This is a genomic window from Pantoea sp. X-Soil-ISGK-275, from assembly GCF_059730795.1.
The window spans coordinates 2,353,865-2,372,280 of the sequence record NZ_AP035976.1; the positions used below are offsets into that span (position 1 = coordinate 2,353,865).

The following is an 18,416-nucleotide window of genomic DNA, read 5'->3' on the forward strand; positions in this document are numbered from 1 at the left end:
CAGGGTCAGCCTCCGTTTCAGAACTGCAAATGTTCTGCGCGCACAATCATAGCCATGCCGGAAGCGAGCTGAACCCGAACGCCATCTTTGGTTATTTCCAGAATGGTAGCGTCCATTGCACCTTTGCCTGCGGTCACTTTAATGTTCTGGCCGGGCTGCAACGTTGAGGTATCAGTGACAGGTTTAGCACGCGGTGGCTGCGGCGCTGCGGCACGTTCAGTAGCGGCCGCACGCGGCGCCTGAGGGCGTGGCTTACGCGGTGCATCACCTTCAGCAGCTTTACGCGGAGCAGGCTTGCGCGTACGACGTTCAGCGGTCTCTTCACCGGCTTCACGCTTCTTCGCTTTCTGCTGATCGCGCTGCGCCTGAACGCGTGCTTTAGCTTCTTCCAGTTGCTTGCGCGCATGTTCTACGTGTTGCTCATCCAGTACGCCACAGGCGTTACCATCGAGATCGACACGGATGGCACCTGCTTTGATGCCATAAAGATAACGCCAGCTAGAGGTATAAAGACGTAAGGCAGAACGCAGTTGCGTCTTGCTCAGGCTTAGTTCGCCTTGAACACGCTCGACCAGATCTTGAAAAATGCCGATTTTGAGCGGACGCGCCTCGCCTTCGGCGTTAAAGCATTGCGGAAAACGTTCCGCCAAAAAGGCGATAACTTCTTTACTGCTATTCAACTTAGGTTGATTTTCCATGAAATTTCCTGATTACAACGGATTTGCCGACCAGAGCAGGCATGAACAGGCGACATTATAATGACAACATCGCCAAATGCTATGTGATCCAGTCGATTAGCTGTGCGTCAGCTGAATAAATTTTACGATGTCGCTGCCCGCCAGCACTTCACAAAGCCCGTCGGTAAGGGCCACCAGCCCCGCTTCATCCTCGCTATCGAAGCGAGAATAAACCGTACTATCAATGTCTAAAACACCCACGAGGGTGCCATTTACTTTCAGAGGAATCACGATTTCGGCGTTGCTGGCGGCGTCACAGGCGATGTGACCTGGGAACGCGTGCACGTCTTCCACCAACTGCACTTTGTCCTCGGCTACCGCTGTACCACACACGCCTTTGCCAACCGGAATACGTATGCAGGCGATTTTGCCCTGGAACGGGCCCAGCACCAGCGTGTTCGGTTCCGTCAGTAAATAGAATCCAGCCCAGTTCACGCCTTCCAGACGTTCAAAAAGCAGCGCGCTGCAATTACCGAGCGCGGCCAGGAACGAGGTTTCGCCCGCCAACAGAGCGCGGATATCGCGATTCAAATCCTCGTAAAAAGCTTTTTTGTTCATTGTTCAACCATAACTCGTCACTGTGGTGACCTTGTTGTCACTCAGTTGTTAAAATAAGCACTAATAATCCAGGCGCATAAGGTGAATCATTTTGTTAGTTACTATACCCTTAGCAGTCGGTGGATAAGCGTATTCTGGTACCACCGAATATTGCAGGCAAATTTGCGCTACTCAGCATGCCGGTAAACGTAACGAACGATGGGCACTTGCGTCACCTATGAAAATTCACGCTATCAGCCAGACGTTGCCCCACGCACGTTATCAGCGTTGTCCGCAATGCGATACCCTTTTTTCCTTACCGAATGTGAAATCGCATCAGACAGCCTATTGCCCTCGCTGCCATGCACAAATTCAGAGCGGCCGTGACTGGTCGATGACGCGACTCACCGCTATGGCGGTGGTGATGATCGTGCTGATGCCGTTCGCCTTAAGCTTGCCGTTGGTGGATATTCGCCTGCTTGGCATGCGCATTAACGCCAGCCTGGTGGAGGGCGTGATTCAGATGGCGCAACAAGGCAACATCCTCACCGCTTCGATGGTGGCGTTTTGCACCATTGGCGCGCCGGTTACGCTGGTCGTTGGCATCCTCTATCTTTGGCTGGGCAACGCGCTGGGTATGAACCTGCGCCCGGTCCTGCTGATGATGGATAAACTCAAAGAGTGGGTGATGCTGGATATCTATCTTGTCGGCGTGGCGGTGGCCTCAATCAAGGTGCAAGATTACGCCTCGTTGGAAGTGGGCTACGGTTTAGTGGCTTATATTGCGTTGACGGTGCTCAGCCTGCTGACGCTGATTCACCTCAACGTAGAACAGCTGTGGGAACAGTATTATCCGCAAGCGATGCCCACTTCTCCGCCCGAAGAGTGGCAGGTGTGCCTTAACTGCCATCAAACCGGTGTAGCTGATGAGCGTGGGCGCTGCACGCGTTGCCACACGCCGCTCGACTATCGCCGCCGCCACAGTTTGCAGAAATCCTGGTCAGCGCTGATTGCCTCAATTGTGCTGCTGATACCCGCCAATTTGCTGCCGATTTCGGTGGTGTACGTGAATGGCGCACGCCGTGAAGACACCATTTTCTCCGGCATTCTGGGATTGGCATCGGGCAATATTCCGGTCGCCGCCGTGGTGTTTATCGCCAGTATTCTGGTGCCCTTCACCAAAGTGTTAGTGATGCTGACCTTACTGATCAGCATTCATTTCAAATGCGAACAGGGTTTGAAAACCCGCATTCGCCTGCTGCGCGCCGTCTCCTGGGTGGGCCGCTGGTCGATGCTGGATCTGTTCGTGATTGCTGTAACCATGTCGCTGGTCAATCGTGATCAGCTACTGGCTTTTACCATGGGACCGGCCGCCTTCTATTTTGGTGCCGCCGTTGTTCTGACCATTATGGCTGTAGAGTGGCTTGATAGCCGCCTGATCTGGGATGCACATGCAACAGGAAACGCCGACTACACCGACTAGCGCCAATCTGCGCAACAAGCGCAAGATTTCGCCGTTCTGGTTATTGCCCATCATCGCCCTGCTGATTGCTGGCTGGCTGCTGTGGACCAATTATCAGGAGCGCGGTACGACGATCACCATTAACTTCCAGACCGCCGACGGGATTGTGCCAGGCCGCACGCCTATTCGCTATCAGGGCGTGGAAGTGGGCACGGTGCAAGGCATTGTGCTGAGTGATGACTATCGCAGCATCCAGATTAAGGCCAGCATCAAAAGCGACATGCGCGATGCACTGCGTGAAGACACCCAATTCTGGCTGGTGACGCCGAAAGCCTCGCTGGCGGGCGTCTCCGGGCTTGATGCACTGGTCGGTGGTAACTACATCGGCATGATGCCGGGCAAAGGTAAAGAGAGCGATCACTTCACCGCGCTCGATACTCAGCCGAAATATCGCGTCAATACCGGCGAGCTATTGATCCATCTGCGTGCACCGGATCTCGGCTCGCTTAACACCGGTTCGCTGGTCTACTACCGCAAAATTCCGGTGGGTCGCGTCTACGATTACAGCCTGAACAACAGCACCGATGGCGTCACCATTGATGTGCTGATTGAACGCCGCTTTATCAATCTGGTGAAAAAGCAGAGCCGCTTTTGGAATGTCTCCGGCGTTGATGCGGATGTCAGCCTGAGCGGGGCCAAAGTGAAGCTGGAAAGCCTGGCCGCGTTGGTGAACGGTGCGATTGCCTTCGATTCGCCTAATGACGGTGAGCAAGCGCAGGTGGATGCCAATTACCAGCTCTATCCGGATCTGGCGCGCAGTCAGCGCGGCGTGCAAGTGAAACTGGATTTGCCGAGCGGCGATAACCTGAAAGCCGATAGCACGCCGCTGATGTATCAGGGACTGGAAGTCGGCACCTTAACCAAACTCAACCTGCTGGATGGCGGCAAAGTCACCGGCGAGTTAACGGTCGATCCTTCAGTAACCGGTTTAATGCGCAGCGGTACGCGCATTGAGATGCGTACCCCGAAGATCAGCCTGACCGACACCAATCTCAGCAGCCTGTTAACCGGTAATACCTTTGAGCTGGTGCCAGGCGAAGGCGAGCCGCAGGATCACTTCACCGTGTTGCCGGCTAGCGAAACCCTGCTACAAAAACCGGACGTGCTGACGGTAAAACTCAGCGCGCCGGAAACCTACGGCATCGATGCCGGCCAGCCGGTGATGCTGTATGGCATGAAAATCGGCCAGGTGATTTCACGCACGCTGGATGAAAATGGCATCAGCTTTGTCGCAGCTATCAACCCAGAGCACCGTAATCTGGTGCACGCCGACAGCAAGTTTGTGGTGAATAGCCGCCTCGACGTGAAGTTTGGCCTCGACGGTATGCAGGTGCTGGGCGCCAGCGCACGCGAATGGGTGGATGGCGGCATTCGCCTGATTCCAGGCGCGAAAGGCAATCCATCCAGTCGTTATCCTTTATATGCCGATGCGGAACGTGCCCAGGAAGGCATCGTGGGGGAACAGCCGCCAACTACGCTGAAACTTACCGCCAAAAGCTTGCCGGATGTACAGGCCGGTTCAGTGCTGCTGTACCGCAAATTCCAGGTCGGTGAAGTGGTGGATGTGGTGCCTCGCGCGGATGCGTTTGAAATTTCGATTCACATTCAGCCGCAATATCGCAAGCTGCTCACCAGCGAGAGCGTGTTCTGGGCCGAAGGCGGCGCCAAAGTGCAACTCAACGGCAGCGGCTTGACGGTACAAGCGTCTCCGCTCAACCGTGCGCTAAAAGGTGCCATCAGCTTTGATAATCTGACCGGCGCGCAGGCGGCGAAAGGCGTTAAGCGCGTGCTGTACGCATCCGAAACCGCCGCGCGTGCAGTTGGCAGCCAGATCTCGCTGCACACCTATGATGCCAGCAAACTGGCGGCGGGAATGCCGATTCGCTATCTCGGCATTAATATTGGTCAGGTTGAATCACTGGCGCTGAGTTCGGATAACAACCAGGTTGTCGCTAAAGCGGTGCTTTATCCGGAATACGTGCAGGACTTCGCGCGCATTGGCAGTCGCTTCTCGGTGGTATCGCCGGAGATTTCTGCGGCGGGCGTGAATCATATCGAAACGCTGTTGCAGCCTTATCTCAACGTCGATCCGGGTAAAGGTGCGCCGGCGCGCACCTTCGAACTGCAGGAAAGCACCATCACCGATTCACGCTACCTGAACGGCCTGACGATTTATGTCGATGCCGCTGACGCCGGATCGTTGTCGGTGGGCACGCCAGTGCTGTTCCGTGGCGTAGAAGTGGGCACGGTCACCGGAACGTCGCTGGGCAATATGGCGGATCGCGTGCAGATAGCGCTACGCATCAGTAAGAAGTATCAACATCTGGTGCGTAACAACTCGGTGTTCTGGCTGGCTTCCGGCTATAACTTCGATTTTGGTCTGATTGGCGGCGTGTTGAAAACCGGCACCTTCCAACAGTTCATTCGCGGCGGCGTACAGTTTGCCACGCCGCCGACGGTGCCATTAGCACCGCAGGCCGGCGCCAACAAACACTTCCTGCTACAGGATGAAGCGCCGAAAGCGTGGCGCGACTGGGGCACGGCGATTCCGGACCCTCATCAACCCTAAGCAAATCGGGCAGCCTGGCTGCCCGATTCTTTTTCGCGTGTTACACTTCGCGCTCATTTCGTTTCCCGGTAGATGCCCGTGTCCGATCGCTTTCCCGAAGATTTCCTCGCGCTGATGCGCGCCAGCCTTGCTGACGACGCCGAACTGCAACGCTTTCTCGCTATTAGCCAGCAACCGCTGCGTCGCAGCTTACGCGTTAACACTTTAAAAATTAGCGTGCCAGATTTCCTCGCCCGCACCGCCGATTATGGCTGGCGCTTATCACCCATTCCGTGGTGCGCTGAAGGGTTCTGGATTGAGCGTGACGACGAATCGTTGCCGCTCGGTAGCGTAGCGGAACACCTGAGCGGACTGTTTTATATTCAGGAAGCCAGCTCAATGCTGCCGGTCACCGCGCTGTTTGATGCCGCTCCCGATGCACGTCAGGTGATGGATGTGGCTGCCGCGCCGGGTTCAAAAACCACGCAGATGGCCGCGCTGATGCGCAATGAAGGCGCTATTCTGGCGAACGAATACTCGGCCAGCCGCGTTAAAGTGCTGCATGCAAATATCAGCCGCTGCGGTGTCAGCAATGTGGCGCTGACGCATTTTGATGGCCGCGTGTTTGGTGCCGCGCTGCCGGAACGTTTCGATGCCATTCTGCTCGATGCGCCCTGCTCTGGCGAAGGCGTGGTGCGTAAAGATGCCGACGCGCTGCGTAACTGGACGCTGGCCAGCACCGAAGCGATCGCTGAGACCCAACGCGATTTGCTCGACAGCGCTTTCCATGCCTTGCAGCCCGGCGGCACGCTGATTTACTCCACCTGCACACTGAATCAGATCGAGAATCAGCAGGTGATTCACTGGTTGCAACAGCGTTATCCCGATGCGGTTGACATCGTACCGCTGAACAACCTGTTCGCCGGAGCCGATCGGGCGTTAACCGCCGAAGGTTTCCTGCACGTGTTCCCGCAGATTTTCGATAGCGAAGGTTTCTTCGTCGCGCGTCTGCGTAAAACCGCCAGCATTCCCGCGTTACCCACGCCAACCTATAAAGTCGGCAAACTGCCCTTCTCTCCGGCCAGCCGCAAGCTAAGCGCTGAAGTGCAGCAGGCGGCGGCAAACGTCGGTTTGCAGTGGGATGAGAACCACACGCTGTGGCAGCGCGATAAAGAGCTGTGGCTGTTCCCGGCGGCGCTGGAGAATTGGCTGGGTAAAGTGCGCTTCTCGCGTATCGGCCTTAAGCTGGCAGAAACCTTCCCGAAAGGCTATCGCTGGCAGCACGAAGCGGTGGTGGCGCTGTCGCAGCCAGGTAGCGCACTGGATTTCGAACTCACTGATGCGGAAGCGGAAACCTGGTATCGCGGTCAGGATATTCATCCGGAAAACTTGCCCAACCGGGAAGAAGTGATCGTCACCTACCAGCAGCAGCCGCTGGGATTGGCGAAGAAAGTGGGTAATCGCATTAAAAACAGTTATCCGCGTGAACTGGTGCGTGACGGGCGTCTGTTCCGTTAAGCGTTACTGCAATTGCACCAGAGTGAGATGATTACCGAATACTGCGCCGGTATCGATGTAATGCTGATTCGCCACATTGAGCGGTTGTTCTAACGGCGTGTGGCCAAAGTAGAAATCACTGGCGCCATCGATGTGGGCTGAACTGCCACGTTGATGGCGTCCCAGCCGATCGCGACTCCACACCACTTGTTGCCAGTCAACATCCTGCCCCAATGCATAATGGCTGGCAGGATAATCGGCGTGGGCAATCACTACTACGCGATTACCGAAATCCAGATGCAGGATCAACGGTAACTCAGCGCAGCGTCTTAACGCATGGCGCGCAGCAATTAATTTTGCGCCCTTCAGCTGCCAAAACCACTCGCCGCCGTTCATCATCCACAAGGTTTGGTCGCGACCATCCAGCGCAGCGAGCGCCATCTGTTCGTGGTTGCCGCGCACGCAGCGAAACCAGGGTTCCTGCATCAGCGCTAAACAGCCAGGACTGTCCGGCCCGCGATCGATTAAATCGCCCACCGACAGCAACAAATCCTGCTGCTTATCGAAATCCCGCTTCTGCAGTTGCGCATCGAGCTGGGCGCGGCAACCGTGCAGATCGCCAACCACCCAAATCTTTCGCCACATTTGCGTGTTTACCGTTTGGTAAAGCATGTAATCTTCCCCGGTTGACTGGAAGTTTAGTGAGCCCGGCATAAAGTATAGTCTGGTCAGGTTTAGCCAGCGGAGGGAACAGCATGAGCGGACGGAAGCAATTCATTGGTGTATTGATCGTTATTTTCATTGGTAGCTTGCTGCTACTGGAATCACTCGCTCGTCTGGTACATCTGTTATTTGTGGGATAATTACGCGACTTTACATTCCGCGCTAAACGCCTAAACTCCTTTGCGCATCATATAAAGGAGCCTGTATGAGCCAGAATATTTACGACAATCCTACCTTTTTTGCCGGTTACGCCACTTTGCCACGTTCCGTTAAGGGATTAGACGGCGCGCCAGAATGGCCCGCACTGCGTGCATTACTCCCAGATCTGCAGGATAAACGTGTTCTCGATTTAGGCTGCGGCTACGGCTGGTTTTGCCGATACGCGCAGCAGCAAGGCGCGCGTGACGTGCTGGGACTGGACGTTTCCGAGAAGATGCTGGCGCAGGCCGCGACCATGACGCAGGGAACGCAGATTCGCTATCAGCGCGCCGATTTAGAAACGCTGCAGCTAACCGAATCCTTTGATCTCGCCTACAGCTCGCTGGCGCTGCACTACCTCACCAATATTGACGTACTTTTCGCTACCCTGTTTGAGGCGCTCACGCCGGGCGGCGCGCTGGTGTTTTCCTGTGAACATCCGATTTACACCGCGCCTGCACAACAGCAATGGATAGTGGATGAGCAACAGCAACGCAGCTGGCCGGTCAATCACTATCAGCAGGAAGGCGAACGCATCAGCAATTGGTTTGCCGATGGCGTGAAGAAGCAGCATCGCAAGCTGGCGACCTGGATTAATGCAGTGATCGGCGCAGGATTTGAGATCGTGCATCTCGATGAATGGGGTCCGAGCGAAGAGATGGTTGCGCTGAATCCCGCGCTGGCGGAAGAACGCGATCGTCCGATGATGTTTTTGCTGGCAGCGCGTAAACCGCTGTGACTTTCAATTGAGGCTGCACAATGCAGCCTTTACACATCCCTGCTGCGTTATTTGCGGCGGGCATCGTGCTTAATAGTTCACGGCTAGCGCGTAATTAAAAAAATCGCCAGCAAGAAGAAGGCTAATAAACCGGCGAATGTCAGCATTCCAATACGCGGCGTTTTGGCGCGGCCAACTACCACACCAATAAAGATACAAAGCAGCGTTAAGGTGCCAATCATTACCCAGAGAAGATATTGTGTATTTGCCATGAAGGATCCTTATCCGGCCATTAATCAGATGCGCCAACGTTATACCATTTTTCGCACAGACTGACTGCAGCTATATGACCGCACCTTTTCTGCTGATTATTTCCCGTCCGGTCATCATTAAGTCGCGTTATGCTCGCAACGCATAGCCTTGAGATTTTCCAACTGCTGTAAACGCGCTGCAGCCTTATTGTTCGCACTGGCTTTCGCAATGCCGTTACCAATACCAAAATCCCCGACGAAGCCGAGTATGGTCAGCGCGTCAAACTCGCCAGTTTTATCGATCTGCTGCTTAACACTTTGGCTTTTAGCAATCTCCTGATTTAGTGCTGCACAGTCGTAGGTTGCGCTTCGACATCGCTCACATTTGCAGACTGCGGATATTGTTTCAGCGCGCAACCACTCAGCAGCATGGTGATCAGAATAACAGGCTTGTACATCTTGCAAGATTCTCACTAAAGCGGCGATTTATTTCGAGAAACTGTAGCATCTGGGGGAGATGACGATCGGGGGAATAAGTAACGTTAAGATGGGTATTTAAAAATAAAAAAGCACTGCATCAGCAGTGCTAATAATTCTGATATCAGGCAATTACCTGATAAGCCCTAATAATTATCAGGGCAGAATATCCGTTATTATGCAGTTTTCAACATAATCATTGATGATTTGCAGAAAATGCATTTAGCGCCATGTGGGTTCATTTTAGTAATATCGAACGCGGAGGTGCGATATTGTGAACTCTGGCAATGCGGACATCTTAAACGATGATAAATGCGAATAATTACAGACCTAATACATTTGTTGCAGACGGACCTTTAGGACCATCTTCAACTGAAAACTCAACACGCTGACCTTCATCAAGTGAGCGATAATCAGTGCCCTGAATGGCTGAGAAGTGGACGAAAACGTCCTTGCTGCCATTTTCAGGAGAAATAAAGCCGAAGCCTTTTTCTGAGTTGAACCATTTTACCGTTCCAAGAATTTTATTAGACATAATTTTTACCTTTTAAATGAGCCTATTGGCGTAAGGGCCGAGTTGCAGATACGAATCAGAACTTAGGATAAGACTCAAAGAGAAAGGGCTTGAAGCGGCACTAACTGGGATGAGAAATACAATGGGAACTAACCTTCTAACTGTCTGCTATTCAGACCGACGAAGCATTAACGCATTTATTTGCGCCACTAGCAAGCGAAAAGAACATTTAATTCTCGATGAGTAATAGTGGTTTTTTAATTTAAAACGCAAAAAACAGACAAAAAAAGACCCAATACTAATTAGTCACTTTTAAATCAATAGGTTAAAGATGGCTGTGGCGACAATGTGGCTACAGCCATGCTAGGGTTTATATTAATTGAAAACGCACTTGCGGCCAGAAGGTGATCCAACAACTCGTGACATGCGCTCACAGATGATCACAACTTGTTTTCCCTTCTTAAGACCCATTGCAGTAGCCTTCTCTGAATCCTTCATATCCATACGAGCTGGCATGAATTGGTTATCAGTTTTAAGACTGATAACAATCGAATCCGTGAAGTCTTTGTCGATTGATTGAACGATACCAGTAACCGCAACGAGCTTACCCTTGAGCTGCTCATCAACTGCTACTTCATTTTCATCGTAATCATTAAACAACTTTCGTGCTGTAGTTTGATAAACGGGTTTTTGCGGTGGAGTTGCTTCCGCTGTAGAGGCGTTAGCAACGGATGTAGATTGACTAGCTTGTGTAGAATTTGTTGAAGTATTGCCATCTTCCTTTTTACCCGCGAAGTATCCAATCACCATCAATCCAACAAAAATATAAAATATCCACTTCAAGACTTTTTTCATCATTATATCCTTATATCTAAATATTGTTTTCTAACGTTTTTACCACTACTCCAATTGGAGTTACTTCATCAACATTGCATTCAAAGCTCGACGACTTGCCAACAATGTTAATCTTGTTCCCCGGAACTCTGGTAACATCATAAACATCAAAGTTACCATCAATATTAATAACCCATCTTCCATTGCTAATGTTTTTCTGGCTTAAGTCAATTAGCCAAGATTTCGATGCTGACTCGATTAAAAATGGTTCTAATATCTCTTTAGATAGAAATGAATTATCAAAATAATAGAATCCGTTATCTGCAAGTTTACCAGCAGCCAATTTACTTTTTGCAATTTTTCTAACTTGAGAAAAGTCAGACGCAGGATCAATGCTATTGAGCGATGGCTTATCTTTGCCCGTCGCCAGCCATTCTAATGACACTCGAGTATCAAGAGCACAAGTTACAACTACATCACCAGGGAAATAATTACGACGCACCCACGTACTTACCGTGCCGGATGAAATGTTTAAATGCTCGCAGAGTTGTTTTTGCATTGTGAAGCCATATGCATCGAGGATGCGTCTCAGCACTGGCTTACCACCACTTGCAATAATCTCTTGGTAGAGAGCACTACCTGAGATTCTTTCACCCGAAACACTCGAACTTGCATTTGCAAGTTTACCTGAGACTAACCATTGCAAATCAACACCAGTGTCTAATGCACATTTGATGATTGCATTACCTGGCACACTGTCTCGTTGTGTCCAGCCACTGATGTTATTTGCTGGAATCTCAAGAGCTGCAGCCAAGTCTTTCTGAGTGTTAACGCCATAAGAAGACATCAATCTTTCGAGAATCTGAGCGCTTACGCCCTTCTCTTCAATCATAAAAACACCAATAAGTGATAAATAATCATTTACCAAATCGCTTTTACGATCTAAAGTGCATTCACACCACATGAAACACCGTAGAACAAAACGACCACGAGGAGATACTGCGTTATGCATACTGAAAATGCAAACAGCCAAAACGCATTTGACTTAGTGCAATCTAAAGATTTCATTGCCGATGTCGCTGCAATTTTGATGCCTGTTATTAGCGAAGCGGTTAACGAGGCAGTAAACAAAGCTGTCGCGTTAGCGACTTCACCTACCATGTCGAAGAAAGACTTCGCCGCAGCGAACCGTATTAGTGACTCGGTACTAGAGAAATGGATATCCAATGGTGTTGTCCTGCTCGCTCCTACCCCATCCACCACTTATACCCAGAACCGAACCAACCGCAAAACCGGTGAGGTGGTAGAAACCACCATGACCAAACATGGTAATCCGCTTATCAATGTTGCTGCTTGGCGTGAAAAAAATCGCCAGCACGCAATCAAATGCCGCTACATCAAACCCTAATTTGATTTTGCAAGTTGAGGGCATTTCAATCATGTTTGATTTCAAGGTTTCTACCCATACGCATTACGACGATGCCTGCCGTAAGTTCGCGTTAGCACACAACATGGAAGATGTTGCGCAGCAAGCTGGCATGCGGGCACAAACGCTGCGTAACAAGCTGAATCCCGATCAGCCGCATCAGCTCACCGTGCAAGAAGTGTTAACGCTCACCGATGTCACCGAAGACGCGACGCTCATTGATGGTTTGCTTGCGCAAATCCAGTGTTTACCTTGCGTGCCGGTCAACGAAGTCGCCAAAGACAAGCTGCCGCTGTATGTGATGAAAGCCACCGCTGAGGTTGGTCAACTCGCTGCTGGTGCGATCTCAACTGAGCAATTAAGCGCGAGCTGCAAACGTGGTCTGCTTCAAAACGTCAACAGCGGTATTCGGTGCTTAACGCTGGCCGCAATCGCTGTTCAAGCACGCATACAAGCTAACCCTGCTTTGTCTTCAACAGTCGATGCTATCAGCGGCCTTAGCGCTTCGTTTGGCGTGGTCTGAGGTGAAGTTATGATCTCATTTGCTGCACAGCTCAAAAGGCAAAGTCCGTCAATGTCCTACGGACATGGCTGGATTTTAGGTGACAACGGTAAGCGCTGGCATCCGGTTAAAGAGGTGTCAGGCGCACCACGATCTCAAGCAACGTCCAAGAGAGGCAAATCATGGCTATTGAAGGCGATTCAATGCTTGTCGAACTGAACGCAGGTCAACGTGTCGCGGCACTTAATCACGTTGCATTGTTGCGCTCGCAATTTAAGGGCGGCGACAGTGAAAAGGATTTAACTCGATTCTTTGACTCAATGCGTGATGTAACAGACAGCAACTATCAGGACAATAAGCGCGCTCTGTGTGCCATCTTCTTTTTGGCAAATATTGGCAAAGATCGACACAACGCTGATTTAAACGAATTAAGCACCGATGAAAAAACCGCAGTCATTCGTGCAATGAACCAATTAAAAGCAGTCGTGAGTTTATTTCCTAAGCGAATGACGCTTTCTAACTAAATAACCCAAGCAATTAACTGGCGTAAACCCGCCGGGATTCACTTTGCCCAAAAACAGGAAATTACATGCTGAATAATTCCTCCCAACCTAAACAAACGGCTTCATACATCGATCTCGACATGATGCTGAATGATGCGCGTAAAGAAGAACGTCGCGGTCGTGCTGACCTGATGGTCAACCGTCTGAACATCCTCGCTGCGAAAATCCGGCACGACGAATTATCTCCGATTGAAGCCGCTGAGCTGCTCCATCAGGAAATCGAAAGAATCCAAACACAAATCGCTGAGACGCACTGATGGCTGATTCAATGGATTTTGTGCAGCAGCGCACTGAGGAAATGCTCGAACGTAACATCGCCCTCATCGTTAACCGTGCCCCTGGGTTCAGCGCTTCTTTCTGCGAAGACTGTGACGCCCCAATTCCTGAATTGCGTCGGCGCACCTATCTTGGCGTTACTCGCTGCGTTTCTTGTCAGGAGATTGAAGAGCTGCGCGGAAAACATCTGCAGGCCAAAGCCTGATGATAGAGAATTATGCTTACCCATGGAATGCTCCACGGGAAGCCATTGCCAGTCCCTATCCTACTTATCAGGAATTGCGAAGCCGCGATCAATTGATTGCGGCTTTGGCGCATGCTGAGCAGTTACTCGCTCAGCAGCCAACACTGATTCAGCTCGATGTCAGGCGGCGCGTCGCCGAACTGGAAAAATCACAGGGCATTGTCCGTGCCAATGCGTACTTAACAAAGACCTTCGTTGAGCGCACATTGCCACGCGTCGAATGTGTGAATGCAAAATATCGGCTCGACGAAATGCAGGCCGGCACTTTTAATGTGCTGACAGAAAACGCCACTAAGGATATCGGTGCGGCGAGAGTGTGCGGTGCGCTATGGGAGTTAATGCGTCGTTTTAACCGCTTGCCGGATATGGCTCGCGCCGATGTTGATTTGCTGGCTGGCGACATTGCCAACTTTGCCCTGGCTGAACTGGTGCAGGCGCATGCTCAATCTGACAACGAATCAGATTATAAATACACGCACCGCATTTACATGACAGCCGCAACCATCACTCGCGAGTTTAATCAGACACCGCCATTGTGGGAAAAAGTCACATCACGCCTATTCGATCCGGAAGAAGTCACCCCCGCCATCATGCGCATGCAAACCGAGAAATGGTGGAAAGGCCGTCTGCGTCGTATCGCGGCATCATGGCGTGAACATCTGCAAATCGCTCTCGCTAACGTCAACAAGAAACACACACCCTATGCCAGCAATATGACCGTGTCGGAATGGCGCGAGCAAAAGCGCCGCACGCGTGAGTTTCTTAAAGGGCTTGAGCTGGAGAATGAAGAAACCGGCGAGAGGATCAGCTTAATCGACAAGTTTGATTCCAGCGTGTCGAATCCCGCAATTAAGCGCTGCGAGTTGATGAATCGCATTCGCGGCTTTGAAAATATCTGCAACGATATGGGCTTTGTTGGCGAGTTCTACACCGTCACCGCGCCTTCTCGTTACCACGCCACTATCAAGACCGGTCATCGTAACCGCAAGTGGAATGGTGCCAGCCCGGCAGACACGCAGCGTTATCTGTGCAACGTGTGGCAGAAAATTCGCGCCAAGCTGCATCGCGAAGAGATCCGCATCTTTGGTATCCGTGTTGCCGAACCCCATCACGATGCAACTCCACATTGGCACATGCTGATGTTTATGCTGCCTGAAAATGTTGATCGCGTGCGTGAGGTGATTAGCGACTATGCATGGCGCGAAGATAGCACTGAACTAACCACCGAAAAGGCACGTAGAGCGCGCTTCCATGCGGAAGCTATCGATCCCGATAAAGGCAGCGCCACCGGTTATGTGGCGAAATACATCTCAAAAAATATCGATGGCTATGCGCTCGACGGCGAGCTGGACGACGATAGCGGCAAAGAGCTTAAAGAAACTGCCTTAGCCGTTTCAGCATGGGCGGCGCGTTGGCACATTCGCCAGTTCCAGTTCATTGGCGGCGCACCGGTTACTGTCTATCGCGAGTTACGCCGCATGGCAGACAGCGAAACCGCGCACGGCCTCAGCATCGAGTTCGCTGCTGCACATGACGCAGCAGATGCTGGCGATTGGGCTGGCTACGTTAACGCACAAGGCGGCGCATTTGTTCGTCGTGATGAACTGGCCGTACGTACATGGTATCAACCGAGTGAAGACCTAAATGCCTATGGGGAGGAAACCATGCGCATCAAAGGCGTGTATGCAACAGACGCTGGCACAGATACGCCGATTCTAACCAGATTGACGCAATGGACGATTGTGCCGAAGCGTGCCGTTGATTTGGCCGTTGACGTTAAGGGCGCGTCCGCGTCCTCTTGGAGTTCTGTCAATAACTGTACGGCGTCGCCGCCAGTTGATGTCCCTATCGATTTCTCACAGCCGCCAACGCGAGCAGAAAGGCGGCGTATTTTGCGGCGACTGCACGAAAGCACACCTGTTAAGCAGCGAAAACAGTCACCGCCAGCGCCGAGCGCTCAGCAATTGGAGAAACGGGAACAGCTTAAAGAGATATTCCACGATGTCTCGCGTTTGCACCTGTCCGAAGGTGAGATCACATGGATGATGAGCGGCCGAAAACTGAAAGTGGGTGAGCAAACATTCTGGAGTGGCAGCAGCGGGCATCTGTTCCGCGATCGGCGTAAAGCATCCACCGCCCTTAGCAGGTTTGAGGCATTGGCTAAAAAATGTATGGGAAAACGCAGCGCTCAATAAAACAGCATTTAACTTACAAAAAACCATGCGAATCTTTACGGTTCCTGAATCGCATGATACTGTTCATTCATACAGTATAAAAATTGATTGAGGAGTTAATTAACTGATGGACTTAGACAATCTGAGCGAGACCGTTTCACGCATTCAGTTTATCGCTGACGTTTCGCTTGTCGCACACTGCAAAGAAAATGAACTAAAATTGGCACTGTCGATGATTAGTGAGATGGCCGGAAAGATTGATACGGCGATTTATCAGGATGCCATTTTCCGCCAGGCTAAATGACTTCTTCTCAGTAACTCCCCTGCCCTGAGCCACCATTTCGGTGGCTTTTTTCACGCTGCAGCAAAGCGCATTCTTGTGCATGATTTTGCATGATCCAGATAGGATCGCCGATCGCTACAGCGCCCATAGCTGGCGCGGCTTGACGAGGCGCATGCATCTGCATGAAAAACGGTGCATAAAGCGGGCAGGCGTGGCGGGGATAGCATTGCGCGCAGGAGTAGTCTTATGTAAAGTAAATACTTATCTAACGATCTATTTTATTAGATCATCTTTGGTATTGATTTAGGTAAGGATACATTTAATGATAAAAAATTTCTCAGTTTGTAATTTCAAAGCGCTAAAAAAACTTCATGATTTTTCAATTGATGATCTGAATATAGTTATAGGTAGAAATAGCTGTGGGAAATCATCCATCCTTCAAAGCTTACTTTTACTAAAACAATCTATAGAAAGTGACAATAAAGAAGCTATCACCTTAGAGGGAGACTTTCTTACTTATTCTAACCTGAAAGAATTAGCTAACGGTCTTCCATCAGTCAATACTGCAAGAATTCATTATGAATTTGAGTTGGTGGCGAGCGATCTATCAGGAAAATTGAAATTCGATATAATAAATAAAAAAAACGAGCACACATACAAACCAAAAATAAAAAACTTCACCGTTGAGTATTTCGAAGAGAATAAGATTAAAAAAGTAAACTTTGATCGACTGAAGACAATTATTCAAAAGAAAAAAAATACTAGTGACATATTTGATTTTGATATTGAAATTACAAACATAAATTACTTTAAGTTTCTTCCTTCTTTTTTAGTAGGTAAGCCTATTAAGAAGGAGAATAGCAGTATGCATTTTCCATTAGAGTTAGTATTACCAACTGAAAAGGAACTTTGTAATGAATTATACGACGAGCTATCTCGCATTAGATATCTTGGTCCACTGAGAGCCTCACCAAAGAGAGCTTATGTGCATTTTAGTGAATCTGAGAGTGAGTTACTCTATACTGGAGAAAATTCAGCTCACGTACTTTGGCTAAATCAGAATAAGATAGTCAGTTTGAATGGACAAGACCTTACTTTAGTCGATGCATTAAATGAGTGCATTAATATAGCAGGTCTTAGTCAGCAAATAACTCCATCAAGGGTTGGAGATCTAATTTATAAAATCAACCTTGACCACAAAAGTTGTTCTTCGTCGATTACACTAGCCGATGTTGGATTTGGCTACTCCCAGCTGATACCAATTATTTTACTGTGCCTTCTTGCTCCTAAAAAATCATTAATACTCTTAGAACAACCCGAAATTCATCTTCACCCCTCTAGCGCTGCAAATTTAGCGGATCTATTTTTAATGTTTATTGATAATGGGTTGAGATTTATTATTGAAACTCATAGTGTAGATTTAGTTAATAAGCTCAGATTACGAGTAATTCAAAATACTTCTCTTGCAGAAAGAGTATCAGTTGCCTTCGTTGAAGAGTCTGAAGATAGTGGAACTAGTGTTAATCAGCGGCATATAGATGAGGATGGCATGTTTGACATATGGCCTAAAGGCTTTCTCGATGACTCAGAAACAATTGCATTGAGTATTATGAAGGAAAGAGCAAAAAAACGCGCCATTAAAAAAAATGGAGATTAATATGTCTAAGGCTACCTTTTGCCCTCATTTGATCATTGATATAAAAATGACTACACCCGAAGAAGTTGAGGACAACTACATCCTACCTCTATGCTCATTTCTTAAGTATATAGAAGAAGAAAAAGTACCTTGCCATTTCCCAAGGGCAATATTCATTAACTTTCAGGAAGAATACCCTTGGAATATGACTGAAGATGAAAAATGGAATAAATACCTTAACATTTGGCATATATCATTAACTCAACAACTTAACAAAATAACATTGATAGATGTCACTGCAAATTTACAAAATAACATTGAACTTGTCAGGTGTAATAACGTTAACGGTGAGCACCAAGCTATATTTGAAGAATTTCTTAAAGGCTTTGGCACCAAGTCATTGTCAGGTAAAAAAAATGAAGAGTCCATTTTCAGCCCGGAACCAACGTGCTGCGCATATGATGATTTCATTCAAATAAAATCTGAGGGTGATTATAAAAAATCAGTCTATTCTTGGTACAAATTATATCCAACAACATTGCCTTGCAGAGGGGAAAAATGCTTTAGCCCTCCACCTCATTGGAAGAATTCACCTAAAGTAATACATGGACCTTCTGGTGGTTATTTTGATCAGGATGGCAGGGAATGGGTTTGGGACAAAATGCATAATGACCATTGGGACGTTCAAATGGCAAAACCTGTCAGGGGAAAATATGACAAAGTCACCCCTGAAGGCATCATTATTTAGCTTACAAA

The 18,416-nt window shown here is 49.5% G+C and carries 22 protein-coding genes and 1 pseudogene; 14 read left to right on the forward strand and 9 right to left on the reverse strand.

Annotated features, from left to right (window positions below; all coding sequences use genetic code 11):
• Positions 1-17 precede the first annotated feature (17 nt).
• Entirely contained in the window at positions 18-698 is a 681-nt protein-coding gene (gene proQ, locus AC6I8A_RS10965) for an RNA chaperone ProQ (protein WP_497818460.1), read from the reverse strand.
• 96 nt (positions 699-794) lie between these two features.
• Entirely contained in the window at positions 795-1,295 is a 501-nt protein-coding gene (locus AC6I8A_RS10970; RefSeq protein WP_497818461.1) for a GAF domain-containing protein, read from the reverse strand.
• Between the two features lie 217 nt (positions 1,296-1,512).
• On the opposite strand from AC6I8A_RS10970, the gene yebS reads away from it, so the two are divergent.
• From yebS to rsmF, 3 genes are all read left to right on the forward strand, one after another.
• Complete coding sequence (yebS, locus tag AC6I8A_RS10975) at positions 1,513-2,757, forward strand: membrane integrity lipid transport subunit YebS (protein ID WP_497818462.1); 1,245 nt, start codon at positions 1,513-1,515, stop codon at positions 2,755-2,757.
• Positions 2,726-5,365, forward strand: coding sequence for a PqiB family protein (locus tag AC6I8A_RS10980; protein WP_497818463.1), 2,640 nt, complete (start codon positions 2,726-2,728; stop codon positions 5,363-5,365). Before yebS ends, AC6I8A_RS10980 begins: the two co-directional genes overlap by 32 nt.
• A gap of 72 nt (positions 5,366-5,437) precedes the next feature.
• Positions 5,438-6,862, forward strand: coding sequence for a 16S rRNA (cytosine(1407)-C(5))-methyltransferase RsmF (gene rsmF, locus AC6I8A_RS10985; protein ID WP_497818464.1), 1,425 nt, complete (start codon positions 5,438-5,440; stop codon positions 6,860-6,862).
• 3 nt (positions 6,863-6,865) lie between these two features.
• Here the strand turns inward: rsmF and AC6I8A_RS10990 are convergent, their stop codons facing one another.
• Positions 6,866-7,513, reverse strand: coding sequence for a metallophosphoesterase (locus AC6I8A_RS10990; RefSeq protein ID WP_256696613.1), 648 nt, complete (start codon positions 7,511-7,513; stop codon positions 6,866-6,868).
• A gap of 256 nt (positions 7,514-7,769) precedes the next feature.
• Here AC6I8A_RS10990 and AC6I8A_RS10995 point away from each other — a divergent pair, with 256 nt between their 5' ends.
• Positions 7,770-8,501, forward strand: coding sequence for a class I SAM-dependent methyltransferase (locus AC6I8A_RS10995; protein WP_497818465.1), 732 nt, complete (start codon positions 7,770-7,772; stop codon positions 8,499-8,501).
• Positions 8,502-8,584: 83 nt separating this feature from the next.
• Here AC6I8A_RS10995 and AC6I8A_RS11000 read toward each other — a convergent pair whose 3' ends face one another.
• The 6 genes and pseudogenes from AC6I8A_RS11000 to AC6I8A_RS11025 all read right to left on the reverse strand — a co-directional run bounded on the left by AC6I8A_RS11000 (position 8,585) and on the right by AC6I8A_RS11025 (position 11,448).
• Complete coding sequence (locus AC6I8A_RS11000; protein ID WP_497818466.1) at positions 8,585-8,752, reverse strand: hypothetical protein; 168 nt, start codon at positions 8,750-8,752, stop codon at positions 8,585-8,587.
• Positions 8,753-8,869: 117 nt separating this feature from the next.
• Positions 8,870-9,189: pseudogene (locus AC6I8A_RS11005) on the reverse strand (hypothetical protein).
• A 195-nt stretch (positions 9,190-9,384) separates the two neighbouring features.
• A complete protein-coding gene (gene ymcF, locus AC6I8A_RS11010) occupies positions 9,385-9,528 on the reverse strand; it encodes a cold shock small protein YmcF (RefSeq protein WP_085982370.1) in 144 nt (47 codons plus the stop codon).
• 2 nt (positions 9,529-9,530) lie between these two features.
• Positions 9,531-9,743 (reverse strand): transcription antiterminator/RNA stability regulator CspE, encoded by a 213-nt coding sequence (gene cspE / locus AC6I8A_RS11015; RefSeq protein WP_007889586.1) that lies wholly within the window; start codon positions 9,741-9,743, stop codon positions 9,531-9,533.
• A gap of 354 nt (positions 9,744-10,097) precedes the next feature.
• The gene (locus AC6I8A_RS11020; RefSeq protein WP_497818467.1) at positions 10,098-10,580 is read right to left on the reverse strand and encodes an OB-fold protein; all 483 of its coding nucleotides are present in this window, start codon (positions 10,578-10,580) and stop codon (positions 10,098-10,100) included.
• Positions 10,581-10,593: 13 nt separating this feature from the next.
• Complete coding sequence (locus AC6I8A_RS11025) at positions 10,594-11,448, reverse strand: phage repressor protein CI (RefSeq protein ID WP_497818468.1); 855 nt, start codon at positions 11,446-11,448, stop codon at positions 10,594-10,596.
• A gap of 114 nt (positions 11,449-11,562) precedes the next feature.
• Here AC6I8A_RS11025 and AC6I8A_RS11030 point away from each other — a divergent pair, with 114 nt between their 5' ends.
• The 10 genes from AC6I8A_RS11030 to AC6I8A_RS11075 all read left to right on the forward strand — a co-directional run bounded on the left by AC6I8A_RS11030 (position 11,563) and on the right by AC6I8A_RS11075 (position 18,408).
• On the forward strand, positions 11,563-11,964 hold the full coding sequence (locus AC6I8A_RS11030; RefSeq protein ID WP_497818469.1) for a hypothetical protein: 402 nt from the start codon (positions 11,563-11,565) through the stop codon (positions 11,962-11,964).
• 31 nt (positions 11,965-11,995) lie between these two features.
• Positions 11,996-12,505 (forward strand): phage regulatory CII family protein, encoded by a 510-nt coding sequence (locus tag AC6I8A_RS11035; RefSeq protein WP_497818944.1) that lies wholly within the window; start codon positions 11,996-11,998, stop codon positions 12,503-12,505.
• Between the two features lie 9 nt (positions 12,506-12,514).
• Positions 12,515-12,703: a phage filamentation protein Fil family protein gene (locus AC6I8A_RS11040; protein ID WP_497818470.1), complete on the forward strand. Its 189-nt coding sequence runs from the start codon at positions 12,515-12,517 to the stop codon at positions 12,701-12,703.
• Positions 12,667-13,008: a DUF5347 family protein gene (locus AC6I8A_RS11045; RefSeq protein ID WP_497818471.1), complete on the forward strand. Its 342-nt coding sequence runs from the start codon at positions 12,667-12,669 to the stop codon at positions 13,006-13,008. Before AC6I8A_RS11040 ends, AC6I8A_RS11045 begins: the two co-directional genes overlap by 37 nt.
• A gap of 65 nt (positions 13,009-13,073) precedes the next feature.
• On the forward strand, positions 13,074-13,304 hold the full coding sequence (locus tag AC6I8A_RS11050) for a DUF2732 family protein (protein WP_497818472.1): 231 nt from the start codon (positions 13,074-13,076) through the stop codon (positions 13,302-13,304).
• The gene (locus AC6I8A_RS11055) at positions 13,304-13,528 is read left to right on the forward strand and encodes a TraR/DksA family transcriptional regulator (protein ID WP_497818473.1); all 225 of its coding nucleotides are present in this window, start codon (positions 13,304-13,306) and stop codon (positions 13,526-13,528) included. The genes AC6I8A_RS11050 and AC6I8A_RS11055 overlap by 1 nt, the downstream gene beginning before the upstream one ends.
• Positions 13,528-15,762, forward strand: a complete 2,235-nt coding sequence (locus AC6I8A_RS11060) for a replication endonuclease (RefSeq protein ID WP_497818474.1) — start codon at positions 13,528-13,530, stop codon at positions 15,760-15,762. The genes AC6I8A_RS11055 and AC6I8A_RS11060 overlap by 1 nt, the downstream gene beginning before the upstream one ends.
• Before the next feature lie 106 nt (positions 15,763-15,868).
• Positions 15,869-16,045 carry a hypothetical protein gene (locus AC6I8A_RS11065; RefSeq protein ID WP_497818475.1) on the forward strand — a complete coding sequence of 59 codons (177 nt, stop codon included), beginning with the start codon at positions 15,869-15,871 and terminating at the stop codon, positions 16,043-16,045.
• Positions 16,046-16,346: 301 nt separating this feature from the next.
• A complete protein-coding gene (locus AC6I8A_RS11070; RefSeq protein ID WP_497818476.1) occupies positions 16,347-17,681 on the forward strand; it encodes a DUF3696 domain-containing protein in 1,335 nt (444 codons plus the stop codon).
• 1 nt (position 17,682) lies between these two features.
• Positions 17,683-18,408: a hypothetical protein gene (locus tag AC6I8A_RS11075; RefSeq protein WP_497818477.1), complete on the forward strand. Its 726-nt coding sequence runs from the start codon at positions 17,683-17,685 to the stop codon at positions 18,406-18,408.
• Positions 18,409-18,416: the final 8 nt, after the last annotated feature.